Genomic DNA, 24,987 nt, shown 5'->3' with positions numbered 1-24,987 from the left:
GAGAGGGTGGTCCAGCGTAGCGTAGACCGGGTGAGTCAACTATACGGCATGCCATTTCTACTTCAAGGCCTTATCCATCTTTAATAACCGTTACTCTTGAGAGCACCACATAAAATCATGCCGTTCCGCACACAATTCCTGCAACTAATCCATTAATAACTACTAAACTAATAGGGAAATGCTTAATTTCGCAACCTCATACGCGTAAAAAATCAAATGGACTACCAATTTAAAGAGATAGAGCAAAAATGGCAGCAGTTTTGGGCACAAAACCAAACCTTCAAAGCCGAAGACAAAAGCAGTAAACCCAAGTATTATGTGCTGGATATGTTCCCTTACCCATCAGGGGCTGGTCTGCATGTTGGGCACCCGCTGGGCTATATCGCTTCAGATATTTTTGCACGCTACAAACGTTTAAAAGGCTTTAACGTGTTGCACCCAATGGGTTATGATAGCTTTGGCTTACCTGCCGAGCAATACGCTATTCAAACCGGTCAGCACCCTGCCATAACTACCGAAGATAATATTGCTACCTACCGTCGCCAGCTTGATCAGATCGGTTTTTCGTTCGATTGGAGCCGCGAGGTTCGTACCAGCTCGCCCGACTATTATAAATGGACACAGTGGATCTTTATGCAGCTGTTTAACAGCTGGTATAATAAAGATGCCGACAAAGCCCAGTCAATTGATAAGCTGGCTGCGCATTTTGAAACTAAAGGTTCTGCAGGTATCAATGCCGTTTGTGATGATGAAATTTTAAGTTTTACTGCCGATGAATGGAAAGCGTTCAGCAACCAGCAACAGCAGGACGAACTGTTAAAATACCGCCTTACTTACCTGCGCGAAAGCACCGTAAACTGGTGCCCGGCCCTTGGTACCGTATTGGCAAACGACGAGGTAAAAGACGGCTTTAGCGAGCGCGGCGGCTACCCTGTTGAGCAAAAGAAGATGACCCAGTGGAGCATGCGCATTACTGCCTATGCCGAAAGGTTATTACAAGGCCTGGACACTATTGACTGGCCGGAACCTTTGAAAGAAATGCAAAGGAACTGGATAGGCAAAAGTACCGGAGCATCAGTAAAATTCCCCATAGACAAATCAGGTCATAACGCCGCTTTGGATACCGATTTCATCGAAGTATTTACTACTCGTGTTGATACCATTTTCGGTGTTACTTTCCTGGTAATTGCCCCTGAGCATGAACTGGTAGCTTCATTAACCACAGCCGAGCAAAAGGCAGATATCGAAGCATACATCGCTCAAACCAAAAAGAAATCGGAACTGGACAGGATGGCTGACGCCAAAACCGTATCTGGCGCGTTTACCGGCAGCTACGTACTTAACCCGCTGAACGGTCAGCAAATCCCTATCTGGATTGCCGATTACGTTTTGGCAGGTTACGGAACCGGGGCGGTTATGGCGGTACCATCGGGCGATCAGCGTGATTTCCTGTTTGCAAAGCATTTTAATTTGCCGGTAGTACAGATCCTCGATATTCAAAACATCGAAACTGAAGCCGACCCAACCAAAGAAGGTAAATACATCAATTCGGACTTTATCAACGGCTTAGCATACAAAGAAGCGACCGCTGCCGTGGTTGCCAAACTGGAAGAGATTAGCGCTGGTAAAGCCAAAGTTAACTTCAGGATGCGCGATGCCATTTTTGGCCGTCAGCGTTACTGGGGTGAACCAGTGCCGGTTTACTTTAAAGATGGCTTGCCATACTTAATTGACGAAAGCCATCTGCCATTGTTGCTACCTGAAATTGACAAATACCTCCCTACCGAAACCGGCGAACCACCACTGGGCCGCGCCGAAGATTGGAAATATGAGGGCGGTTTGGCTTATGAACTAAGCACTATGCCAGGCTGGGCTGGTTCAAGCTGGTACTGGTACCGTTATATGGACGCCCAAAACGATAAAGAGTTTGCATCGCACGAGGCTATTGAATACTGGAAAGACGTTGACCTTTACATCGGCGGCAGCGAACACGCTACCGGTCACCTGTTGTACAGCCGTTTCTGGAATAAGTTTTTGAAGGATCTTGACCTTGTTGTGGAAGAAGAGCCTTTCAAAAAACTGATTAACCAAGGCATGATCCAGGGCCGTAGTAATTTTGTTTACAGGCTGATTGATGAAGAAGGTCGCGGAACTAATACTTTAGTATCACACGGTTTAATTAAACAATATAAAACTTCACCGATCCACGTTGATGTTAACATTGTGGAGAATGAAGTCCTGAACATCGAAAAATTCAAACAATGGCGTCCGGAATTTGCTGATGCCGAGTTTATACTTGAAGGCGGCAAATACATCTGCGGTGTCGAAGTTGAAAAGATGTCAAAATCAAAGTTCAACGTAGTGAACCCGGACGACATCATCGGCCGTTTTGGTGCCGATACTTTACGCATGTACGAAATGTTCTTAGGTCCGCTGGAGCAGAGCAAACCTTGGAATACCAATGGTATCGAGGGTGTGTTCAAGTTCCTGCGTAAATTTTGGAGGTTATTCCATAATGATGCCTGGGAATTTGGCGTAAGCGATGCAGCCCCGTCAAAAGCCGAGTTGAAATCATTACATAAGATCATTAAAAAGGTTGAGGAAGATATTGAGCGTTTCTCCTTCAACACTTCGGTTTCAAGCTTTATGATCGCTGTTAATGAGCTTACCGATCTGAAATGCAACAACCGCGCTATTTTGCAGGATATGGTGATCATCCTGTCATCATATGCGCCACATATCTGCGAGGAGTTATGGTCGCTGTTAGGTAATGCCGATGGTACTTTATCATATGCGCCATTCCCTAAATTCAATGCAGAATATTTGGTTGAAGACGAGTTTGCTTATCCGATCTCTATCAATGGTAAAATGAAAATGAACCTGAGCATCTCGTTAAGCCTTGACGTTAAAGAAATAGAAGCAACCGTTTTAGCTAACGCCGATGTACAAAAATACCTGGACGGCAAAACCCCTAAAAAACTGATTGTGGTTAAAGGCCGCATTGTTAATATGGTGGTGTAGCCCCCTCCGCCCCCCTAAAGGGGGTACTTTAAAATTTTAAGCCCCGGTATCGCTCTGCGATGCCGGGGCTTTTTTGTGGCCTGTCACCCTGAGCCTGTCGAAGGGTCACACGCAGAGGCCTGCCCGCCATGCTTCGACGCGCTCAGCATGACAAAACTTTTCATATTGGATCCTACTGCTTTCTCTTCGGCAATTTAATTAACCCCGATCTGTACAGATCGATAGCCTCATTCAAAATAAACCGGATGGTATCAACAGGCAAATCCTCTTCGGGATTAAAAATCATGATCTTGATCCGGGCGCGATCTTCAAATGTCAAATCGGGATGGTGCAGGTGCTTACCCTCAACCATACCTAAAAACGGCCACTGCTTTTTGGTATGCACCCACAGGTAGCAAAACATTTTGCCTTTATAATAAAAGAAAGGCATATTGTATTTCCACTCGGCGGTGACATCAGGATCTTGTGCCAGGATAATATCGCGCAGGGCAAGGAGGCAGCTTTTGTTGGGCTCCTCTTTAGTGAGGTAGAAGTGATCTATTGGGGTGAGTTGCATGAGAAAGTATTTCTATAATCATAAACATTCTCTTGTTTTGCCAAACTTATTTCAATAGAGAGACCATCGACTATAATCATTTAAAATAATTAATTAAGTCCTCATTTAGCGTCCGCCCCTTGTAATATCCTGTATAATTTAATTCAATTCTCATTTGCTGATTTTCGTAATCAACCATCTCTCTAAAATAAATTTTATTGTGATTTAAATTTTCGATATGTTTTTCAAAACTCATCCACTTGCCCAATATTTCTCTTACTGATCTATCTGCAAATTCATAGAAACTTTCACTTGCTATTTTGTTGTCAAAAAATTTAGAGGCAACTGAAACCACACAATATTTCCCATATCGTAGTGCATTCCCATAATTTAACTCCCCCTGGATATTTTTTGAATCCCTATCTAAAGCCGATTGAATTTCATCTAACACTTTAAAGCAAGTATAAGCATAGAAATATTCTCTATATCTACTTGAATCATTTAAGGTATTCTCAAAGTTCGATTGAATAAAATTGGCGGTTTCGCTATTTCGTCTTGCTTGAGCAGGCTTCAGATCACAAGATAAGCAAAGTCTTAAAAAATGATCTCGATTTATAATCATAGACCTGTCAATGTATTTATTCCTAATCCCGTCACCAAACTCGCCTCTTTTTCGTTCATAATAATAACCAAATTCTTGAAAGATCTTTTCCTGAATCTCGATCTGTATTTTATCATTCGACCTCCTATCGGATTCAGTAACTTCCGTTTGTTGATTTGTAGCCTTTGATATAGCTTCAATAAGTTCCAACTTCTTATCAGTATCTGGTTCGTCCTTATCAAATGTTATCACTTTTAACAAAACCTCTTTATCAATCAAAACCGTACTCGGATCCTTACCTTCTTTTACGTATAAATCGTATATGAGACTTAAGGTGTATGCTGTTTGACCGCCATTAATTATTTGACCATTTGTAATTGTAAGTTGTGCTCGATCTTTTACACCTACATTTTCATTATAATAAGTTTTATCAGAAAGAATCGTAATCCCATTATTAAATAAAGCAAATTCATTTGTCGTTCTATTTACTATTGTATCCCTAATTGCTCTATTAACTGTGCTACTGGCTAAATCAAGATAACTTCTCGGATTAAACTTTAGTATAGAATTTTTATATTTATATAGAATCTTCGCAATTTCTAAAGTCGGCACAAATAATACAGCAATATTGCATTCTTTAAACTCTGTCTTTACTTTATAACTAACTTTTGAACTTGAACCTTTATCACTTAAATTTATATTTATAGCTAATTCAGATAAATTGTAAAAAGTTCCAGTAACAACGGGAAATATCAACTCATTATAACATCTTTCAAAATCAAAAATAGTACAAGGAAATCCACCGGTCAGCGCTTTTAGTTTTGATGGTTTATCAATTTTAAGATTTGCTAAAATTATCACATGATAATTATATTTCCCTATATCTTCAATCGAACTAATTTCCCTAATTAGTTGTTTAATTTTCCCATTGTATTCTATTCCATCTTCATTTTTGATATTGCCCTCCGATATTTCAGACGTATCCATATTAAGTATCTCGGATAAAGTGATTTCCTTATTCTCAAAATTCTTACTATTCGTTCTAAACTTAGATTGGATAAAAAAAATCTTTCTCTCTTCCCTATCTATAAAATAACCATCAATCCCCCCGTCATTGGCCCCATCGGTAATAAAATGTTCGCGCTCTTCAAAATCAAGCAGGCCAAATTTAACTTTCAAATAAAGATGAATAAATGCCTTACTTCGAGCTTGATTTAATTTCTCAATGTCGTCTTCAGCTGGATAATAAAATCTATACTTTGGAGGGGCTTCGTTGCGGATCCGCTCTAATATATTTATCAAGGTTTCATATTTCATACTCTGATAAGGTTTGTTTATAATATTTTAAATATATAATTATCATTTTAAACTTTGTAATAAACAAATTAAGATATCACCCCATCTACATTTTGACATTCCCCTATCCCACCTTCAATTGCAAAATCCCTATCTTTGCGGCAACATAAATTACCCATCTATGCTTAAAGGATTTTTTAATGTTCCGGCACCGGTAAATGAGCCCGTTTTAAATTACGGTCCGCGGAGTTTGGAGCGTGTGGCGCTTAAAGCAGCTCTTGAGGCTGGTCGTGCCCAACAAATCGATATACCTATGTACATTGGCGGCAAAGAAGTACGTACCAACACCAAGTTGGAAATCCGTCCGCCGCATGATCATAAACATTTACTGGCTACCTTCAGCGAAGGTGACGCCAGCCATGTTACCGCTGCTATTGACGCTGCCCTTGCAGCCAAAGCCAACTGGGAAAACCTGGCCTGGGAACAACGTGCTGCCATATTCCTGAAAGCTGCCGAGCTTATCGCCGGACCATACCGCGCCGAGATCAACGCAGCTACCATGCTTGGCCAGTCTAAAAACGCTTACCAGGCTGAGATCGATTCGGCTTGTGAGCTGATCGACTTTCTGCGTTTCAACGTAGAGTACATGACCGAGATCTACAAACAACAGCCGCCTGTATCAGGCAAAGGCGTTTGGAACCGTGTGGAGCAACGCCCGCTGGAAGGTTTCGTGTTCGCGCTCACCCCATTTAACTTTACCGCTATTGCAGGCAACCTGCCTGCATCAGCTGCCATGATGGGCAACGTGGTGGTTTGGAAACCAGCTTACCCGCAGATCTATGCTGCCAACGTGATCATGAAGATATTTAAAGAAGCCGGCGTGCCTGATGGCGTTATCAACCTGATTTATGTTGATGGCCCTGTTGCTGGCGAGGTGATCTTTAACCACCCGGATTTTGCAGGTATCCACTTTACCGGTTCAACCAAAGTGTTCCAGAACATCTGGCAAACTATCGGTACCAATATCCACAAATACAAAACCTACCCACGTATTGTTGGCGAAACCGGCGGTAAAGACTTTGTACTTGCCCACCCAAGCGCTAATGCCGAAGTAGTAAGCACTGCACTTGTTCGTGGCGCATTTGAATACCAGGGACAAAAATGTTCGGCTGCTTCAAGGGCTTATATCCCGGCTTCATTATGGCCTGCGGTAAAAGAAAACATGCAGCGTGATATTACCTCGTTTAAAATAGGTCCGGTAGAGGATTTTGAAAACTTTGTAAATGCCGTTATCACCGAAGTATCGTTTGATAAACTGGCTAAATACATTGATGCTGCCAAAGCCGACGAAGGTGTTGAAGTTGTTGCCGGCGGTAACTATGATAAAACCCAGGGCTGGTTTATTGAGCCAACTGTATTAAAAGTTGAAGATCCGTATTACGTAACCATGTGCGAGGAGCTTTTTGGCCCGGTATTAACTGTTTACGTTTACGAAGACGATAAATTTGATGAGATCCTTGACATCGTAGATAAAACTTCAATCTACGCGCTTACCGGCTCAATTATTTCGCAGGACAGGTATGCTATCGAAAAAGCTACTACCCGTTTACGTAACGCGGCCGGTAACTTCTATATTAATGATAAACCTACAGGAGCAGTAGTTGGCCAGCAGCCATTTGGCGGCGCAAGGGGGTCGGGCACTAATGATAAAGCCGGATCAATGATCAACCTGTTACGCTGGGTATCACCACGTACCATCAAAGAAACCTTTGATCCGCCGAAAGATTACAGGTATCCGTTTTTGGCTAAGGAAGTGTAGTTTTAGATCATAGATAATGGTTCATGGTTCATAGCTTAACAGCAATGTACCATGAACCATTTTTATTTAAAACGGTTGAGGCCATGATCTATGAACCATCAACCATGAACTCTTCTTTATTTAAACTTAAACACAGCATCCATCTTCTCGTTACTGGATGTGCTTACCTTCATATCGTTTATAACACCTGTGCTCAGGCTGTAAACCCAGCCGTGTACAGAAAGGTCCTGACCGTTTTTCCAGGCGTTTTGTACAATGGATGTTTTGCAAAGGTTGTTTACGTTTTCTATTACATTCAGCTCAACCAAGCGGTTACTACGCTCGGTTTCATCAGTAATGGCGTCAAGCTCATCGGCATGTAAACGGTAAACATCTTTAATGTGGCGCAGCCAGTTATCAATCAGGCCGAACTGGTTATTACCCATAGCGGCATTAACACCACCACAGCCGTAGTGACCGGTAACAATCACATGTTTTACTTTTAACACATTTACGGCATAGTCAAGCACGCTCAGCATGTTCATATCCGAGTGGATAACCATGTTGGCAATGTTACGGTGTACAAAAATCTCGCCCGGAGCGGTATTGGTGATCTGGTTGGCAGGAACACGACTATCGGCACAGCCAATCCATAATACCGGTGGTTTTTGACCGTTAGCAAGCTTATCAAAGTATTCAGGATCTTCGGCTAAAGCGCCTTCAATAAACTTTTTGTTTCCTTCCAGTAACCCTTCGTAGGTGATGTGACTGGTGTCATGAATTTGAGAACTCATAATTTTTTAAGATTGATGTTTTAAGATGCGGTTTGGCGTTTGCCCGATGCAAACATACGGCTTAGTTTATGCAATGCAAGCGGCGAAACGTCATAATACATGATGGTGAGCAAAATAACCGGGATAAAATAAAAAATGGCAAACTCGTACAGGTTAAAGAAATAACCGCCCGCCAAACCACCGAATAAATAAAAGCCGAGTACTGTAAACCTGATCAATATCTTATTACCGGCCGCCTCGGTGTTTTTTGTACGGGGATGAAACCACTCGGCAACCTCACTGCCCAGATCGGTAAACAAACCCGTTAAATGACTGGATTTGATCAACCCGCCCGAAATGTTAGAAACCAGACTATTCTGTAATCCCATCGAAAACAACGTGGCGCTGATCACAATCTCGCGCTCCAATTGTGTTTCCTGGTAAAAATTATGACCATAAATAGCTACCGCCAGCAAAATAATTGCCTCAACTATCATCGGCGTAGAGTTGGCCTTCCAGCGGCTTTTGTCTTCAAAGGAGCGGATGATAAAACTGGATATAAAAGCGCCAGCGAAGAACATCATGAGCCAAACCACAAAAATGATCATCTGGTGATAGTTTTGCTCAACAATGTGCTTTGCCAGGTTGGCTACGTGCCCGGTGATGTTTGACGTAAAGGCCAGAAAAGCCAGCATTCCCGCCACGTTGGTAACCCCGGCCACAAACGCGGTTGATGAGGCCAGCATCAGGTTTTCTTTCAGCGTACGTTGTTCTTTTACAGCTTTAAGCATAAATATTTCGCGGCAGAGGTTTCAGTTAAAATTACAAAAAACTTAACCGCGTTTATATCAGCTTGTTTGATGCGACGGATAATAATTTAAACAAGTAAGTTGTATAAGTTATTATTTTGGCAACTTAAAGGAGATAGCCACCGGAAATTGAAACCTCACGGCACGGCCATTCTGCATTGCCGGTTGCCACTTAGGCGAGAGTTTCAATAAACGCAAAGCTTCTGCTTCCATTCCGGGTGTAGGGCTTTTTAGTATTTTGATGTCAGTAAGGCTACCATCACGCTCAACAATAAAAGTCGCGATAGCCCGTCCTTCAATTTTAGCGATCTTATCTTTTTCCGGATATCTTACATTCTTATCGATGAACTTAGTAAACTCAGTTATGCCACCCGGAAATTCTGCAATTTTCTCTGCCGAACTAAAAACAGTATTTGCGGCTGTGTCAGGCACCTGTTTAATATCATTGCTTTGAGCACTACAAAATGAGACTAAACAAATCAAGAAAGCCGATAACGCAAATATTTTCATGTGATAAATATACGTCATTGGCTCAATTTGTAAATATTAAAATACCAATGCAAAAAAAATCCCGGCCACTTCCTAAGTACCGGGATCAACTTAACAATCAAACCTCCCTTCGCCCCTTACAGCGTCGGAAGCCCTAATCAAATAATATTTAGTGTGCAGCCACCTCGTCAGTAGCAAACTCGTACACATAACCTAAGTTATGCGGGCTGCTGCTGGTTACCTGCTGGTCTTTAACCAGGCCGCTGGCCAGGTCAATTACCCAGCCGTGCACCTCAAGGTCATGACGCTCTTTCCACGCGTTTTGAATAATGGTGGTTTTGCACAGGTTATAAACCTGCTCGCTCACATTCAGTTCAACCAGGCGTTTAACGCGGTCAGCTTCGTCGGCAATAGCGTCAAGCTCTTTGGCATGTAAACGGTAAACATCTTTAATGTGGCGCAGCCAGTTGTCAATTAAACCAAATTGTTTGTTGCTCATAGCGGCAGCAACACCACCACAACCGTAGTGACCGGCTACAATAACATGTTTTACCTTAAGTACGTTAACCGCGTAGTCAAGCACGCTCAGCATGTTCATGTCCGAGTGTACGCATACGTTAGCGATATTGCGGTGGACAAACACTTCGCCTGGTTTGGTACCGGTTACCTCGTTGGCAGGTACGCGGCTATCTGAGCAGCCTATCCACAGCACTTCCGGGCTTTGGCCTTTGGCCAGGTTAGTGAAAAACTCGCTGTCTTCGGCCAGTTTGCGCTCAACCCAGGCAGCGTTATTTTTAATTAAATTGTTATAGCTGTTTGCCTGGGCCAGTTTAATATTGTTAATATCTATTACGGCTTTGCCGTTTGTATTTTCTTGTGTTGACATTGTCTTTTAAATTTAGTTGGGGTTATAAACCATTTCTTTCAAAGGAGGTACATCGTACTTCTCTTTTACTTCGTTCAATTGCACTATGATGCCCTTTGTATAGGCATTGTGCTTATAATTGTGGATGATCTCCAGCACATCAGGATCAATATACCTTGAGCTTGATCCGTCAATCACCACTTCGGCGCCTTGCGGTAAACTGGTAAGCGTTACCTGTATGGCAGCCTTATTCAGGAAGGATACTTCCTCGGCAAGCTTAATTCTGATAACTTTTTTGCTGCCGTTTTTCTCCAGATGATAGAAATAAGGGTTACGCAGATTAGTACGCAGAATATAAAAGATCCCCACCAGCATACCTATGCCTACACCAATAAGCAAATCGGTCATAACAACGGCTACTATGGTAACTACGAAAGGGATAAACTGGCTCAAGCCCTGATGCCACATGTGCTTGAAAAGGCTTATACGAGCCAGTTTATACCCAGTCATCAGCAGGATCGCTGCCAGACACGACAGCGGGATATGGTTAATTAAAGACGGTATTGCCAATAATGCAACCAATAAGAATATACCATGTATGATAGCGCTCATTTTAGTACGCGCACCGGCATTTACGTTGGCCGATGAACGAACGATAACCGCAGTCATGGGTAAGCCGCCAAGCATACCGCTCACTATATTGCCCGCACCTTGAGCAAGTAGTTCGCGGTTGGTTGGCGATATGCGTTTAATAGGATCTATTTTATCTACAGCTTCAAGGCTTAACAAGGTTTCCAGGCTGGCCACAATGGCAATAGTGACAGCTGTTATCCAAACCTGTTTGTTGCCTATCTGGCTAAAATCCGGCGATTTAAACAGCCCGAAAAATTCGGCACTGCTGTTTACCAGCGGAATACGTACAAACTGCTTATCAAGCAAGGCAAGGCCTGTTCCCGAAAAGGCAAGACTTAAGCCTATGCCGGCCAGTACTACCAATAAAGGAGCAGGAACTATAGCCAACTTTTTAAACTTCGGCCAGTAGATCATAAATGCCAAAGAAACCAGGGCTATGATCACCGCGCCGTAATTAATACGGGCAAAAGCCCGCGTTATACCCGAAAAAGTATTATGGTCGTCAACCTGCCTAAAGCCTTCATCACCTTCAAAATCGGCATCATAGCCCACCGCGTGCGGAAACTGCTTCATGATCAAAATGATCCCGATGGCCGCAAGCATCCCCTCAATAACTGATGACGGGAAGTAATTGGCGATAGTACCGGCTTTAATTATACCCAGTATAATCTGGAAAGCGCCGGCAATCACCAGGGCCAGCAAAAAGGTTTCGTAAGCACCTAATGATGTAATTCCGTTAAGTACAATTACTGTTAAACCAGCGGCCGGACCGGCAACGCTCAATTGCGAACCGCTAAGCGTACCCACCACTATACCGCCAATAATACCTGTTAACAGGCCGGCAAAAAGTGGCGCGCCCGATGCCAGCGCTATACCTAAACACAGCGGCAATGCCACCAGGAATACTACAAGACTTGACGGAATGTCCCTTTTTAAGTTTTTGGACAAAAAATATTTTTTCAGGTTGAGATTGCCCATAGCAGACTCACCTTGCTTGATTTGCATAAGAATGAAAGATTGAGTAAAATTTTAAAATGAATTATAAAGCATTGCTATCCGGATAGGGAAGTATCCGGTTAAATTCATCTTATGCGTTTGGCGGGGGCGTAGGGACTACAGGGTGATATACCTGTTTATATAATGCGTTTTCCTGGTTATGGAGAACCTTGGATTCGGTAATGAAGGTGATGAAGTTGATGGCGTGGAAATCATACGCATCGAAGGTCTTTTTCTCCTTCATCAAGTCTTTTTCCGGGCTGTCCTTTTCAGTTTTGCTTTCCTGCTCTAACTGAAGGATCACCGCGCTTACCGTTTTGTTATCAAGACATGAAAACAAGGGAGCAAGCGAAATGCCCATCTTTATTACAAAGACGGTCATGAACAGCGCCACTACCCATATTTTCTTATTCCTGATCTTCATCAATACAAATATATAAAAATCCGTTGTTAAACCATCGGCTTAACTAAGCAAAAGCTATTCTTACAATACAATTACCGTTTTTTAACACTTATTAACACATGCAAAAAACTAAAGCTTTATGACATAGACGCTAAAAACAAAGCCCTGTTACAAATTAAGAATCTTTTTTCCGGCATAGGTGTTGAGCTACCGCCCAATGTCATTAAGTTAAGAGATTGACAGGCTGCACCAGAGGTGCAAAAGGTTTGTAGCAGTAAGATATACCTGATTTTTAGTGTGCCATAGGTACACAACTCCGGTGTTCCGTACCTATGGCACGGTTGTTTTTGGGTATATTATTGCTACAAACCTTTACCCCCTCTGGGGGATTTCCTTTAACTTAATGCCATTGAGCTACCGCCAGAGCCGAGGTTGCTGTTTACACAGTAAAATATCTTATTTGTTTACTTTTGGGCTTTCATTTACCAAATTCGAAATCGAACATCCGAAATTAAAAATGTCAGAAGTATCTATAGAGCAAATTCGTCCGGAGCTTACCTGGCGATTGAGGCAGCGCGTTTTGTATCCAGAAAGCAAACTTTATGAAATGGAAATGGAGGAGGATAACCACGGCTATCACTTTGCTGCGTTTAAGGATAACAATATTATAGCGGTGATATCTCTTTTTGATAAAGGTACCGATTGGCAGTTCAGGAAATTTGCTGTTGACGAAACCATGCAGAACATGGGAATAGGCCGCCTGGTATTACAACATATAACCGACTTTGCCACCACAAACGGCGGCACCCGCTTGTGGTGCAATGCAAGGCTGTCTGCCATTAACTTTTATCTTAAAGCGGGCTTTAGCCACACCGGCAACCTATTTTCAAAAAACGGATTCGATTACGAGATCCTCGAAAAACCGCTTACTCCTGCTCAAGAGACGGAATAATGGCGTTTGCCCGAAAATTTTGTTGCTTTTCGTTTGATAATTTCGCCGCTTTAAGGGCTTCTTCGATATCGCCCTGTGCCTCATACAATACGGCAAGGTCATAGGCCGCATGGCTGGCCAGTTTGGGGTCGGGCCCATCAATAATGGGGTTCAGTATTTTAAAGGCTTCATGATACCGCTTCGCGACCATGTGGTTAATAGCTGCTTTCAGGCTGTCGTTATCAGCATAAAGCGGTCGCTGATTAGTTAAGGTAGATGGCAAATAATCCTTAATAGCGTCAATAGCCGCGTTCCCTGCCGATTGGTTTATTGCCTGCCCATTACCTTTTACCGTAGGATGCACGAGCAGGGCTGCCAATATGCCGTAATAACGGCTCTCCGAATGATAATCTTTTGCTTTACCTCTCAATATCTTAAAGTAATTGCCATTGCTTTCATACAGCGTAAATTTCACGTTAACCACCGTAGTATATACTTCCATGGTGTCAACAAGCTCCATGGGTATATCAGCACTTAGCGAATCAAGGGTTAAAACGTAATTGGCACTGTACTTTTCGGCAAGCATTTTTACCGGTGTAGTATCGGCAGATAAATTGGCAGAATCGGCAAGTACGGTTGTTTGAATATGCGGCAGCATATCAAGTTGTTTGGCGGCCATTGCAATAGCGCTGTAGGAGCCGCCTTTTAACACATTGCGTTTACGCTTATTTTTATTCGCTACCGAATCAACCGTAAACCGGTTTAACACTACAACCCTGGTTTCGTCATGTCCCAGTTCCAGTTTAGGGGCATAGTTAACCGGCACGGTAAGTTGATAATCGACACCGCAGGATGCCAACCCCAGGGCGGCAAGCGCACAAATGATTAATAAAGTTTTCAAGGTATTTGTAATAAGGTTGGTTTAGGTTTGGGCGCTTTATTCTTTCATCAAATCAACTATAATGGCTTTAGCATAATCATTAGGTTGTTTTTGATTGGATACTTTGGCCACATCAAGCGCGGCTTCAATATCACCCTGGGCTTCATACACTACCGCGAGGTTGTAAGCAGCCCTGCTGGCAAGCTTCAGGTCGGGACCATCAATAAGGGGGTTCAGGATCTGGAACGCCTTATCAAACTTTCCGGCTTTGATCAGCTCGACTGAACTGCTTAACTGATCGCCGTTGGCATAAAGCGGCCTGTCGTGATAATCTGTATATGGCAGGTAATCCTTAAGTGCATCTAAAGCCGAAGTTCTGATGGCATCAAACAAAGGCCCACCATGGGCAAGCAGGCTTGACGCACTACCATAAGCGTTATTATCATAGATCTCGCCTTCGCCATTTAGCTTTTTAGAGTAAAGGCCGTTTGCTTCGTAAAGGGTAAAGCTGGTAGTGATAACCGTTGCACGGTAAACAGATGGCACACCGTTATAATTGTCCTGTTTCCATTTGGTTTCGCCTTTAAAATCCTCGAAAGCCAGCACATAGGCAGCCTTATATTTTTTTGCCAAAAACTTAACCGAGTCGGTATTGGCAGTAAAATTAACCGAATCTACCAGCCTAACTACTTTTACACCCGGCAAAGCGTGCAATTGAATGGCAGCATTATTAATAGCGGTATAAGCAGCGGCTTTAAACGTAGCCAATACACGCTTGCCCCGGTTACGGGTCGAATCGGGCATATAATGATTAACAACCACTATAGTTGTCCTTCCCCTGCTAAAATTCAGTTTCGGAGCATAATCAACCGGAACGTTTACATATTGAGGAACACTGCACGCGGCTAAAAAGCAAGCAGCAAATAAGATACAAGTAAGCCTGAATAGTTTCACTTTATTAAAAATTAAATATCGCGGAAAGGTATAACATAAGCATGAAAGCATTATGAAATAGCCGGTCATTTTTGTATCAAAACAAACAAGCGCCTTCATTGTGACTAAATATTTTCAAAAACGTTTAATGTCAATCGTACATATTTAATACTCAGTTTATATCCGTCTTAATTTTAGCGCAATGTCACGAGCTTTATTATATTTGCTGTATTACACTTAGTTTGACATCAATCCGACATGGCTAAAAAGAAATCTGACGCCCCACAGCATACTTCTGTTGTAAATGAAACTTCACTCACGTTTTTTGAAAAATATATTAACAACCCCTCGCCTACCGGTTTTGAGTGGAAAGGCCAGGAGCTTTGGCTCGAATACCTGAAACCTTATATCGATACACATTATGTTGATAACTACGGCACAGCGGTTGGTATCATTAACCCTAAGGCCGATTACAAAGTAGTTATTGAAGCCCATGCCGATGAAATTTCGTGGTTTGTAAACTACATTACTAACGATGGTTTAATATATGTGATCCGTAACGGTGGTTCAGATCACCAGATAGCTCCTTCAAAGCGTGTAAACATCCATACTGATAATGGCGTAGTAAAAGCTGTTTTTGGCTGGCCTGCTATCCATACCCGCCTGGGTGGTGATAAAGAAGAGGCCCCTACATTAAAAAACATCTTTTTAGATTGCGGCTGTACTTCAAAAGAAGAGGTTGAAAAACTGGGCATCCACGTAGGTTGTGTGATTACCTATGAGGATGAATTTATGGTGCTTAACGACCGCTATTATGTTGGCCGCGCGCTTGATAACCGTGCAGGCGGCTTCATGATTGCCGAAGTAGCCCGTTTACTAAAAGAAAACAATGTAAAACTACCTTTTGGTTTATATATAGTTAATGCAGTACAGGAAGAGATTGGTTTACGTGGTGCCGAAATGATTGCCCATAAAATTAAACCTAATGTGGCTATCGTTACCGATGTTACGCATGATACGCAAACACCAATGATCAATAAAATTACCCAGGGCGATTTGGCCTGTGGTAAAGGTCCGGTAGTGTCATATGCCCCTGCCGTACAAAATAACCTGAATAAATTGCTTATAGAAAGCGCCCAAAAAGCAGGCATTCCGTTCCAGCGCCAGGCCTCATCTCGTTCAACAGGTACCGATACCGATGCTTTTGCGTATTCAAATGACGGCGTTCCGTCGGCATTAATCTCATTGCCGCTACGTTATATGCATACCACTGTAGAGATGATCCACAAGGAAGATGTTGACAATGTGATCCGTTTAATATACGAATCGCTGTTAAACATACATGCAGGTCAGGACTTCAGGTATATCAAATAACAAAAAGTTAATATAACCCGTAAAACAATTCGGGCTAATATTCATTTCTCTCATAAAAAATTAAAACGCAACCCAAATATTAAAAATCCCCAAGAATCTACTATGAAGCCAACTTTATTGATACTCGCGGCAGGTATGGCCAGCCGTTACGGAAGCATGAAGCAAGTTGACGGTTTTGGCCCCAATGGCGAAACCATTATTGATTATTCAATATACGACGCCATTAAAGCCGGCTTTGGTAAAGTAACCTTTATCATCCGCGAAGAGTTTGCCGATAGCTTTAAAGCTATTTTTGAGCCAAAACTGGCTGGCCGTGTTGAAACAGATTATGTATTTCAAAGTTTTGACCTTAAACCATTTGGTATTGATAAACAAATAGAACGCGCTAAACCGTGGGGAACTGCCCATGCGGTACTTGCAGCACGCAACCAGGTTAACGAGCCTTTTTGTGTAATTAATGCTGATGATTATTATGGTTATGACGCGTTTGAAAAAATGGCTAAATTCTTAACCACCGAAGTTAAAGACGACCTGTATTCGCTGGTAGGATACCAGATTGACCGTACACTTTCTGATTACGGTTCGGTATCACGCGGTGTATGTAAAGTTGATGATGCCGGTAACATGGTTGAAATTAGCGAACGTACCGAAGTTTATTTTAAAGAAGATGGCAGCGTAGCTTATAAAGACGCAACCGGCGAGCACCCGCTTCCTAATGATACCCGCGTATCAATGAACTTCTGGGGCTTTACTCCAGCTATCTTTAAACAAAGCGAGCAAATGTTTGTAGACTTTGTTGCTGCTAACGAAAATAACCCTAAATCAGAGTTCTTTATTCCGTTGGCTGCCGATAAATTGATTAAAGATGGTACAGCTGCATTTAAAGTGATCCCTACAGGTTCAAAATGGTTTGGTGTTACTTACAAAGAAGATAAGCCTATTGTTCAAAAAAGCATTTCTGATCTTGTAGCTAACGGTGTTTATCCTCAAAAACTTTGGGACTAAATATTTTTGATTCTTAAAACAAAAGCTCCCGTCGGATAACCGAACGGGAGCTTTTTTATTGATATGCTTAATTAAAAATTAGTCCTGGTAAATAAAGAATGTTTTTTGATCGTTTTCTTCATATACGTGCAGGTTTTTCTTAACTACCTGGTTGCCTGTTTTAACTTCCATAGTATAATCGCCATCTTCAAGTTCGGTTAAAACATAACCTCTTTCAACATCAGTTTTGGTTGATACTACATCTTTCAGCAACAACTCGTTATGTTTGCCATAAACACGTACAAATGAACGGCCGGCATCTGATTTTGCGATAGTTAGTTTAACACCACGATCGTGGTCAAGTGCGCGGAAAGATACTACCTCTTTAGCTTTTGGGGTTACATCGGCTGCTTTAGCGGCTGTAGTAGCAAAAACACCTGCGGTTAATAAGAAGAATAATGCTGATAATTTTATTGAAGTTTTCATGATTTTGAGCTTTTAAGTATGTTAAATATTTTGTGTTTGTTATTTTCAATGATCAAATGAACAACATTAATTTTAACTGCTAAAAAGTGTTATACCAGCGCTTTATAAATATAGACCAATCACAAAAAGCAATCGGCGAACGCTCAAAACGCATTAATTATCAATATTTTACGAGTTGGTCGAAAATTACGGGGAGTTGATCGGTCAGATTAACCGATTGGTCGGGCTAAAGCAATAACAGGTTATTTAAAAACATCATGCACCTTCAGGTTTATGCTTGCAGCCCCTAATATCAACATCGTTAATATTATTAAAGGCACGGCAAGTGCATAACCATCTGATTCAGTTCTTTGATGTTCATCTTCCCATGATTTAGTGGAAGTACAAAAAATGCCCAAGCATAATGCTACGCCAATCAAAACATAATGATCATTATTAAAAATAATCCCGTTGGCATTATAAGTTCTCTTATTGATGAAGCACAGTACAAACAAATCCCGGATAAGATTGAAACTTAAAAACAACATTGCGGCAGCAATACTTTTCGCAAGGCTTGATGCGCCTTGCGAGTCGGCGCCCCTTTTTGTTCTGCTTAGTGTATATATCGGTAATAGTATATCTTGAAGTAACTTCATTAAATAACCTTAGCGCCGTTAAAAGTAAGCAAGCAAACTCACATTTTACAAAACCAACCCAACCAAACAACGTTGCTTTTAAGTATCCTATCTATCCGGGTACACCACAGGCATGAATTTTCAAATAGCAGGTAACGTACAGGGCTTCAAACAACAGGATGGCATATTAATCATTAAAACCGCCGAAGCCGAAGCGAGAGTTTACATCTACAGTCCAACCATTATTCGGGTAAACATCAGCAGAAATTTTAATCCGGCAGATACTTCCTTCGCGGTGATCAGGCAGCCGCTGGCCGATTTTGATTTCGATGAATCCTCTGCCAATATTGATATAACCACGTCGGCATTAAAGCTTAGCATCCAGAAATCGCCACTTAGGTTTAATTTTTTTACTGTCGATGGGATTTCACTTAGTGAAGATGATGCCCGCTTCGGCACCAACTGGCAGGGCGAACGGGTAACCTGTTATCGTCGTATATTCGAAGGCGAAAGATTTATCGGCCTTGGCGAAAAAACCGGCAACCTTGACAGGCGCGGTTCTGCTTACGTAAACTGGAATACCGATGCCCCCAACCATACCCCCGAATCTGATCCGCTTTATAAAACATTTCCGTTTTTTATAGGGCTACACAGTGGCCTTACCTACGGCCTCTTTCTCGACAATACCTATAAAAGTTATTTCGATTTCGGTGCATCTACAGATGAGGAAACAAGCTGGTTTGGCGCCGACGGTGGTGATTTGAATTATTATTTTTTCGGAGCGCAGGGAGTTGCCAAAATTATTGAGGATTATACCTGGCTTACCGGCCGGATGGAAATGCCGCCGCTCTGGAGCCTGGGTTATCAGCAATGCCGATGGAGCTATATGAGTGCCGATGAGGTGTTGAACATAGCCCAAACCTTCCGCAAAAAACAAATCCCTGCCGATGTCATGTATTGCGATATCGACTATATGGACGGTTTCAAGATCTTTACCTGGAATAAAAAGACTTTCCCTAAACCCAAGCAAATGCTGGATCAGCTAAAAGCTATGCACTTCAGACTGGTTACCATTGTTGATCCGGGTATTAAGGTAGAAGAGGGTTACAAAGAATATGACGAGGGCATTGAACAAGATTATTTTGCCAAATACCCCGATGGCGAAAACTATACCGGTTACGTTTGGCCCGGTCGCTGCCATTTTCCAGACTTTTTCAGGGAAGATGTCCGCGAGTGGTGGGGTGCAGCCTTTACCGCGCTTACCAGTCCCGGCGTTGAAGGTTTTTGGAACGATATGAACGAACCTGCCGCATGGGGGCAAAACATTCCGTGGATAGTTAAATTTGGCGATAAGTTTATGCCGGAGGTGCGCAACGCCTACGGCATGCAAATGGCCCGTGCAACTTATGATGGCACCAGGAAGATCCTGGGCAACAAACGACCGTTTGTATTAACCCGTGCCGCCTACTCCGGCACACAGCGTTATTCGGCCGTGTGGACGGGCGATAACACCGCCACCGACGCCCATATGCTATTAGGCCCCCGGCTGGTGAACAGTTTAGGCATTACAGGCATGGCTTTCGTTGGTGTAGATATTGGCGGCTTCAGTGGTAACCCAACGCCCGAGCTGATGGTGCGCTGGAATTCACTGGGTACGTATACTCCAATGTTTCGCAATCATGCCATACAGGGCAGTAAAATGCGTGAGCCATGGGAATGGGGCACAGACAATGAGCAGATCATTAAAAAAGATATTGAGCAGCGGTATAAACTCCTCCCCTATTTGTATAGCAGCTTTTACCAATCAACCCAAACCGGCCTGCCGGTAAACCGTACATTATCTATTGAGCATACAACCGATGAAAACGTTTTTGACGAGCGTTTTCAAAATGAATTTATGTTTGGCGATGCCATGCTGGTTGCCCCGGTAGAGAGTACTAAACTTAATGAGGACATCTATTTACCCAAAGGTTCCTGGTACCGGCTAAGCAATGACAAATTTTATGATGGCGAACAAATAGTGAATGTGCCTGCTCCGCTGACAGACTTGCCCGTGTTTATAAAAGCCGGAAGCATTATTCCAATGCAAAGTGTTGTGCAAAGCACCAATGAACCCGGAGATGGCATATTGCAGATCCATATCTGGAATGGAAACGAGCCTAATAGCTTTGTTTATTATGAAGATGATGGTGTGTCGTATGATTACGAGCGGGGCGTTTATTATAAACGCGTTATCAGTTTTAATCCTGTAGAAAAGCGTATTAGTTTATCGGCGGTTGAGGGATCGTTTAAATCACGATTTATGCAGTTGAAGTTTGTTTTGCATGGGTTTGGGGCAGTTAAGTTGAAAGATGGGGTAATGAGGAATGAAAGCGGGGATATTGAGGTAAGGTTATAATTGTCATTCGTTATTTTGAAATTATTATGATACTAATTACATTCGGTCAAGCATCTTAATAATGGCCAATACCTTTTCGCAAATTTATCTTCAATTCGTTTTCGCTGTTAAAGACAGGCAGAGCCTCGTATCAAAAAATAACAAAGAAGAATTGCATAAATATATCACGGCGTTAATTCAGAACCGAGGAGTAAAATTACTTGCGATAAATTGTATGCCTGACCATGTTCATATTTTTGTGGGTTTCAAGCCAAGTCTGTTAATTTCGGATTTTGCAAAAGAAATTAAGGTTGAGAGTAATGAGTTTATCAATAGCAAAAATTGGATGCGGGGTAAATTTAGCTGGCAAGAGGGTTACGGAGTTTTCTCGTATTCACAATCACATATTGACTCTGTGATAAAATATATTCAAAACCAAGAAATCCATCATCAGAAACGCACATTCAAACAGGAATATTTAGAATTATTGGAAAAATTTGAAGTTCCGTTTGAAGAAAAGTATTTGTTTGATTTTATAGAAAAATGATTGAACAGACCACATTGTTGGTATAATACAGTAGGAGGCGCCTACGGAGCCAAAGCAGCCGGTTATTTTGGCTACAAACATGGTACTCCTCCGGAGTTCTATTTTAATTGGGTTCTCTTCCTAGAAAAAGTTTACCGATTTTGACATAATCCTGTTATGCATTTACTGTACTTTTTTAAAACTCCATAGGAGTACCATGTTTATAGCTCCATTGGGAAGATATAACAATGGCTCCGTAGGTGCCTCCTACTTCTATATCCAGACCAAACCCGCCTCCCCATCTCACAAAAAAAGCCCGGTCTGGAATTAACCAAACCGGGCTTTATATTATCGAAATAAAACTTATTATTTCACTTCTTCAAAATCAACGTCTGTAACGGTGTCAGAGTTATCCTGCGCACCGGCACCTGGGTTGCCATCACCTGGCTGACCTTGAGCACCTTCGGCAGAAGCTTTGTACATATCTTCAGATGCAGCAGTCCAGGCAGTGTTAAGCTCGGTTTGTGCAGCTTCGATAGCGTCAAAGTTTTTAGCTGAATAAGCTTCTTTCAATTTAGCTAAACCAGCTTCGATTGGAGCTTTTTTATCAGCAGGGATCTTATCGCCGTACTCTTTCAATTGTTTTTCTGTCGAGAAGATCAGGGCATCGGCAGCGTTCAGTTTTTCAACTTCTTCTTTTGCCTTTTTGTCAGCATCAGCATTAGCTTCAGCTTCGTCCTTCATCTTTTTGATCTCGGCATCAGTTAAACCTGAAGAAGCTTCGATACGGATCTTTTGCTCTTTACCTGTCGCTTTATCTTTTGCAGATACGTGCAGGATACCGTTAGCATCAATATCGAAAGTAACTTCAATTTGTGGTACACCACGAGGTGCTGGTGGAATACCATCCAGGTGGAAACGGCCGATAGTACGGTTACCCGCAGCCATTGGGCGCTCACCTTGTAATATGTGGATCTCAACTGATGGCTGGCTGTCGCTGGCGGTTGAGAAAGTTTCAGATTTTTTAGTAGGGATAGTAGTGTTTGACTCGATTAATTTAGTCATTACACCACCCATAGTTTCGATACCTAACGAAAGCGGGGTAACGTCAAGTAACAACACGTCTTTAACCTCACCGGTTAATACACCACCCTGAATAGCAGCACCGATAGCCACAACTTCATCTGGGTTTACACCTTTTGAAGGAGCTTTACCAAAGAATTTTTGTACAGCTTCCTGAATAGCAGGGATACGGGTTGAACCACCTACCAAAATCACTTCGTCGATATCAGAAGTGCTTAAACCAGCATTTTTCAAAGCTGATTTACAAGGCTCAATAGTACGCTTGATCAAGGTATCAGCTAATTGCTCAAATTTAGCACGTGTTAAAGTTTTAACCAAGTGCTTAGGCATGCCATCAACAGCAGTGATGTATGGCAGGTTGATTTCAGTTTGTGCTGAACTTGATAACTCAATTTTAGCTTTCTCGGCCGATTCTTTTAAACGTTGTAAAGCCATTGGATCTTTACGCAGATCAATACCTTCGTCGCTTTTAAATTCTTCTGCCAACCAGTCAATAATCACCTGGTCAAAGTCGTCACCACCTAAGTGAGTATCACCGTCAGTTGATTTTACTTCGAAAACGCCATCGCCCAACTCCAGGATAGATACGTCATGCGTACCACCACCGCAGTCAAACACAGCAATTTTCATATCCTTGTGTGCTTTATCAAAACCGTAAGCCAAAGCAGCAGCTGTAGGCTCGTTAATGATACGGCGTACTTTTAAGCCTGCAATTTCACCGGCTTCTTTAGTAGCCTGGCGCTGAGCATCGTTAAAGTAAGCAGGAACGGTAATAACCGCTTCAGTTACTTCGGTACCTAAGAAATCTTCAGCAGTTTTCTTCATTTTTTGAAGAATCATTGCAGAAATTTCTTGTGGAGTATATTTACGGTCGCCAATTTCAACACGTGGAGTGTTGTTGTCGCCTTTAACTACTTTATAAGGTACACGTGCCGCTTCACTTGTAACTTCACTAAACTGGTTACCCATAAAGCGTTTGATTGACGAAATGGTTTTTGTAGGGTTAGTGATAGCCTGACGTTTTGCAGGATCACCAACTTTACGTTCGCCATTATCAATAAAAGCTACTACAGACGGCGTAGTACGTTTACCCTCGCTGTTAGCTATAACTACAGGCTCGTTACCTTCCATTACAGCAACGCAGGAGTTAGTTGTTCCTAAGTCGATTCCAATTATTTTAGACATATATGATTGTTTTTCTTTTTTGATTTATTGTTTACTTACCACCGCTATTTATCAATGCGTGTGCCAATATGCCAATGGCAGTAAAAATTGCCTTTTATTGTCAGTTTGTGAACAAGGCGACAGGATAGCTTACTTTGCGATGACAGGTTGGCAGGAGGAATGAGGTAAAAGGCAAAAGGTGAAAGGCAAAAGGTTGTTGCCAGACTTGTAACTTGTCAGTTTATCTGTTAATTTGAAACACGCAATTACAAAATCGCCATGAAATATATCAGGGAAGGCAATAACAAGTTTGGAACGGTGCTTTACACCATCGATGGCAATTACGTGCGGAAAGGACAAGGTCGTTTCGGTGATATCTTATATACCATAGACGGCAAAATAGTAAAAAAAGGACAAGGAATGTTTGGCGATGTAGTTTGCAACATCGACGATAACCTAATCAGGAAAGGCCGTACTCTTTTTGGCGACGTGCTCTATAATATCGATGGCAACTTTGTACGCGAAGGGCGTAGCCGGTTTAATGATATTAAGTTTTATATTGATGAGTGATCTGAACCGGAATTTGTAGAATTAAAGAATTGACCGAATGCTAAGCCAATTCTAAAAATTCTTTAATTCGTTTAATTCGAGTTCAGACAATCACTGAAGCTTTCCAATTAAAAACCTTATTTTTATATCATAAAATAACCGCCTCTGTTACTTAACAAACCCAACAGGCTCATCACATTGCCTGGAATTGCATAACAAACAGCCACATTCCTATTGGCTGTACATTCACTTTTAAAAAGCGAACTGATTTTTTATTGTTATTTAATTCCAAACATTCCATGTTTTCTATTCAATCGCAACGGTTGCAAATGATACCGTTAACACGCGCGCAATTATTATTACTTAAACAAGATCGTAAACTGTTGGAGCTTTCATTAGGCTTAAATCCATCTGCTATGCTGATCGATCCATTATATGTCAAAGAAATTGACGAGGCTTTTGATAATTTCTGGCTGCCCAATACCCTTGCATTCCCCGACAAACACCTCTGGTTTACTGCCTGGGAAATCGTTCTTAAAAGCACCAATACCATCATCGGAGGAATGGGCTTCGCCGGATATCCTAATGAAGCAGGAGAAGCGGAAATAGGCTATATGATTGATGCTAACCATCATAACAAAGGTTTCGCCACCGAAGCTTTAAAATTACTATCCCAATGGGCGTTTACTCATGATTTTGTACAGGCCATCATCGTCCACACTTATGCCGATAATCTGCCATCGCGAAAGATCCTTGATAAATGCGGCTTCAGTTTGATTAATGATATTGAAGGACTATTAACTTATCAATTAAAAAAATAGGCAAATAAAAAAGACCTACGGTTAATCCACAACAGATACCGTAAGT

At 42.0% G+C, this 24,987-nt stretch carries 22 protein-coding genes; 9 read left to right on the top strand and 13 right to left on the bottom strand.

Going from position 1 to position 24,987, the window contains the following annotated elements; translation table 11 throughout:
- The first annotated feature begins 216 nt into the window (after nt 1–216).
- Complete coding sequence (gene leuS / locus DUL71_RS21810) at nt 217–3,021, top strand: leucine--tRNA ligase (protein ID WP_114940032.1); 2,805 nt, start codon at nt 217–219, stop codon at nt 3,019–3,021.
- Between the two features lie 172 nt (nt 3,022–3,193).
- Here the strand turns inward: leuS and DUL71_RS21805 are convergent, their stop codons facing one another.
- Nucleotides 3,194–3,577, bottom strand: coding sequence for a DUF1801 domain-containing protein (locus DUL71_RS21805; protein WP_114940031.1), 384 nt, complete (start codon nt 3,575–3,577; stop codon nt 3,194–3,196).
- A 76-nt stretch (nt 3,578–3,653) separates the two neighbouring features.
- Entirely contained in the window at nt 3,654–5,474 is a 1,821-nt protein-coding gene (locus DUL71_RS21800) for an AIPR family protein (protein ID WP_114940030.1), read from the bottom strand.
- A gap of 160 nt (nt 5,475–5,634) precedes the next feature.
- Here DUL71_RS21800 and pruA point away from each other — a divergent pair, with 160 nt between their 5' ends.
- Nucleotides 5,635–7,272, top strand: coding sequence for an L-glutamate gamma-semialdehyde dehydrogenase (pruA, locus tag DUL71_RS21795; protein WP_114940029.1), 1,638 nt, complete (start codon nt 5,635–5,637; stop codon nt 7,270–7,272).
- A gap of 116 nt (nt 7,273–7,388) precedes the next feature.
- Here the strand turns inward: pruA and can (DUL71_RS21790) are convergent, their stop codons facing one another.
- The 6 genes from can (DUL71_RS21790) to DUL71_RS21765 all read right to left on the bottom strand — a co-directional run bounded on the left by can (DUL71_RS21790) (nt 7,389) and on the right by DUL71_RS21765 (nt 12,240).
- Nucleotides 7,389–8,045, bottom strand: a complete 657-nt coding sequence (gene can / locus DUL71_RS21790; protein WP_091216057.1) for a carbonate dehydratase — start codon at nt 8,043–8,045, stop codon at nt 7,389–7,391.
- A gap of 20 nt (nt 8,046–8,065) precedes the next feature.
- Nucleotides 8,066–8,815, bottom strand: a complete 750-nt coding sequence (locus DUL71_RS21785; protein ID WP_114940028.1) for a YoaK family protein — start codon at nt 8,813–8,815, stop codon at nt 8,066–8,068.
- Nucleotides 8,816–8,926: 111 nt separating this feature from the next.
- On the bottom strand, nt 8,927–9,265 hold the full coding sequence (locus tag DUL71_RS21780; protein ID WP_161964483.1) for an energy transducer TonB: 339 nt from the start codon (nt 9,263–9,265) through the stop codon (nt 8,927–8,929).
- A gap of 226 nt (nt 9,266–9,491) precedes the next feature.
- Nucleotides 9,492–10,208, bottom strand: a complete 717-nt coding sequence (gene can, locus DUL71_RS21775; protein WP_114940026.1) for a carbonate dehydratase — start codon at nt 10,206–10,208, stop codon at nt 9,492–9,494.
- Nucleotides 10,209–10,220: 12 nt separating this feature from the next.
- Complete coding sequence (locus tag DUL71_RS21770) at nt 10,221–11,825, bottom strand: SulP family inorganic anion transporter (protein ID WP_425270980.1); 1,605 nt, start codon at nt 11,823–11,825, stop codon at nt 10,221–10,223.
- An 82-nt stretch (nt 11,826–11,907) separates the two neighbouring features.
- A complete protein-coding gene (locus DUL71_RS21765) occupies nt 11,908–12,240 on the bottom strand; it encodes a hypothetical protein (protein ID WP_114940025.1) in 333 nt (110 codons plus the stop codon).
- A 496-nt stretch (nt 12,241–12,736) separates the two neighbouring features.
- On the opposite strand from DUL71_RS21765, the gene DUL71_RS21760 reads away from it, so the two are divergent.
- Nucleotides 12,737–13,171: a GNAT family N-acetyltransferase gene (locus tag DUL71_RS21760; RefSeq protein ID WP_114940219.1), complete on the top strand. Its 435-nt coding sequence runs from the start codon at nt 12,737–12,739 to the stop codon at nt 13,169–13,171.
- Here DUL71_RS21760 and DUL71_RS21755 read toward each other — a convergent pair.
- On the bottom strand, nt 13,146–14,051 hold the full coding sequence (locus DUL71_RS21755) for a DUF6340 family protein (protein WP_114940024.1): 906 nt from the start codon (nt 14,049–14,051) through the stop codon (nt 13,146–13,148). The genes DUL71_RS21760 and DUL71_RS21755 overlap by 26 nt on opposite strands.
- A gap of 36 nt (nt 14,052–14,087) precedes the next feature.
- A complete protein-coding gene (locus DUL71_RS21750; RefSeq protein WP_146750099.1) occupies nt 14,088–14,984 on the bottom strand; it encodes a DUF6340 family protein in 897 nt (298 codons plus the stop codon).
- 237 nt (nt 14,985–15,221) lie between these two features.
- Between DUL71_RS21750 and DUL71_RS21745 the strand changes: the two genes are divergently transcribed.
- Both DUL71_RS21745 and DUL71_RS21740 read left to right on the top strand, forming a co-directional pair.
- The gene (locus DUL71_RS21745; protein WP_114940022.1) at nt 15,222–16,337 is read left to right on the top strand and encodes a M42 family metallopeptidase; all 1,116 of its coding nucleotides are present in this window, start codon (nt 15,222–15,224) and stop codon (nt 16,335–16,337) included.
- Nucleotides 16,338–16,439: 102 nt separating this feature from the next.
- Entirely contained in the window at nt 16,440–17,342 is a 903-nt protein-coding gene (locus DUL71_RS21740) for a nucleotidyltransferase family protein (protein ID WP_114940021.1), read from the top strand.
- 78 nt (nt 17,343–17,420) lie between these two features.
- Here DUL71_RS21740 and DUL71_RS21735 read toward each other — a convergent pair whose 3' ends face one another.
- Entirely contained in the window at nt 17,421–17,807 is a 387-nt protein-coding gene (locus DUL71_RS21735; protein ID WP_114940020.1) for a hypothetical protein, read from the bottom strand.
- 242 nt (nt 17,808–18,049) lie between these two features.
- Nucleotides 18,050–18,442, bottom strand: coding sequence for a hypothetical protein (locus tag DUL71_RS21730; protein WP_114940019.1), 393 nt, complete (start codon nt 18,440–18,442; stop codon nt 18,050–18,052).
- A gap of 112 nt (nt 18,443–18,554) precedes the next feature.
- Between DUL71_RS21730 and DUL71_RS21725 the strand changes: the two genes are divergently transcribed.
- Both DUL71_RS21725 and tnpA read left to right on the top strand, forming a co-directional pair.
- Nucleotides 18,555–20,819, top strand: coding sequence for a glycoside hydrolase family 31 protein (locus DUL71_RS21725; protein ID WP_114940018.1), 2,265 nt, complete (start codon nt 18,555–18,557; stop codon nt 20,817–20,819).
- A gap of 61 nt (nt 20,820–20,880) precedes the next feature.
- Nucleotides 20,881–21,345 (top strand): IS200/IS605 family transposase, encoded by a 465-nt coding sequence (gene tnpA / locus DUL71_RS21720; protein ID WP_114940017.1) that lies wholly within the window; start codon nt 20,881–20,883, stop codon nt 21,343–21,345.
- 345 nt (nt 21,346–21,690) lie between these two features.
- Here the strand turns inward: tnpA and dnaK are convergent, their stop codons facing one another.
- Complete coding sequence (gene dnaK, locus DUL71_RS21715; protein WP_112574498.1) at nt 21,691–23,592, bottom strand: molecular chaperone DnaK; 1,902 nt, start codon at nt 23,590–23,592, stop codon at nt 21,691–21,693.
- Between the two features lie 258 nt (nt 23,593–23,850).
- Here dnaK and DUL71_RS21710 point away from each other — a divergent pair, with 258 nt between their 5' ends.
- On the top strand, nt 23,851–24,141 hold the full coding sequence (locus DUL71_RS21710; protein WP_114940016.1) for a hypothetical protein: 291 nt from the start codon (nt 23,851–23,853) through the stop codon (nt 24,139–24,141).
- A 308-nt stretch (nt 24,142–24,449) separates the two neighbouring features.
- Nucleotides 24,450–24,941 carry a GNAT family N-acetyltransferase gene (locus tag DUL71_RS21705; RefSeq protein WP_161964482.1) on the top strand — a complete coding sequence of 164 codons (492 nt, stop codon included), beginning with the start codon at nt 24,450–24,452 and terminating at the stop codon, nt 24,939–24,941.
- The last annotated feature ends 46 nt before the right edge of the window (nt 24,942–24,987 follow it).

Origin of the sequence: Mucilaginibacter endophyticus, from assembly GCF_003351025.1 — a bacterium.
GTDB classification, from domain to species: domain Bacteria; phylum Bacteroidota; class Bacteroidia; order Sphingobacteriales; family Sphingobacteriaceae; genus Mucilaginibacter; species Mucilaginibacter endophyticus.
Note: the sequence above shows the minus strand (reverse complement) of the source record. Positions and strands in the feature narration are given on the sequence as shown.

Coding starts and splice junctions, on each gene's coding strand:
- leuS (WP_114940032.1), top strand. CDS start 217: ATGGACTACCAATTTAAAGAGATAGAGCAAAAATGGCAGCAGTTTTGG.
- DUL71_RS21805 (WP_114940031.1), bottom strand. CDS start 3,577: ATGCAACTCACCCCAATAGATCACTTCTACCTCACTAAAGAGGAGCCC.
- DUL71_RS21800 (WP_114940030.1), bottom strand. CDS start 5,474: ATGAAATATGAAACCTTGATAAATATATTAGAGCGGATCCGCAACGAA.
- pruA (WP_114940029.1), top strand. CDS start 5,635: ATGCTTAAAGGATTTTTTAATGTTCCGGCACCGGTAAATGAGCCCGTT.
- can (WP_091216057.1), bottom strand. CDS start 8,045: ATGAGTTCTCAAATTCATGACACCAGTCACATCACCTACGAAGGGTTA.
- DUL71_RS21785 (WP_114940028.1), bottom strand. CDS start 8,815: ATGCTTAAAGCTGTAAAAGAACAACGTACGCTGAAAGAAAACCTGATG.
- can (WP_114940026.1), bottom strand. CDS start 10,208: ATGTCAACACAAGAAAATACAAACGGCAAAGCCGTAATAGATATTAAC.
- DUL71_RS21770 (WP_425270980.1), bottom strand. CDS start 11,825: ATGCAAATCAAGCAAGGTGAGTCTGCTATGGGCAATCTCAACCTGAAA.
- DUL71_RS21765 (WP_114940025.1), bottom strand. CDS start 12,240: ATGAAGATCAGGAATAAGAAAATATGGGTAGTGGCGCTGTTCATGACC.
- DUL71_RS21760 (WP_114940219.1), top strand. CDS start 12,737: ATGTCAGAAGTATCTATAGAGCAAATTCGTCCGGAGCTTACCTGGCGA.
- DUL71_RS21745 (WP_114940022.1), top strand. CDS start 15,222: ATGGCTAAAAAGAAATCTGACGCCCCACAGCATACTTCTGTTGTAAAT.
- DUL71_RS21740 (WP_114940021.1), top strand. CDS start 16,440: ATGAAGCCAACTTTATTGATACTCGCGGCAGGTATGGCCAGCCGTTAC.
- DUL71_RS21735 (WP_114940020.1), bottom strand. CDS start 17,807: ATGAAAACTTCAATAAAATTATCAGCATTATTCTTCTTATTAACCGCA.
- DUL71_RS21730 (WP_114940019.1), bottom strand. CDS start 18,442: ATGAAGTTACTTCAAGATATACTATTACCGATATATACACTAAGCAGA.
- DUL71_RS21725 (WP_114940018.1), top strand. CDS start 18,555: ATGAATTTTCAAATAGCAGGTAACGTACAGGGCTTCAAACAACAGGAT.
- tnpA (WP_114940017.1), top strand. CDS start 20,881: ATGGCCAATACCTTTTCGCAAATTTATCTTCAATTCGTTTTCGCTGTT.
- dnaK (WP_112574498.1), bottom strand. CDS start 23,592: ATGTCTAAAATAATTGGAATCGACTTAGGAACAACTAACTCCTGCGTT.
- DUL71_RS21710 (WP_114940016.1), top strand. CDS start 23,851: ATGAAATATATCAGGGAAGGCAATAACAAGTTTGGAACGGTGCTTTAC.
- DUL71_RS21705 (WP_161964482.1), top strand. CDS start 24,450: ATGATACCGTTAACACGCGCGCAATTATTATTACTTAAACAAGATCGT.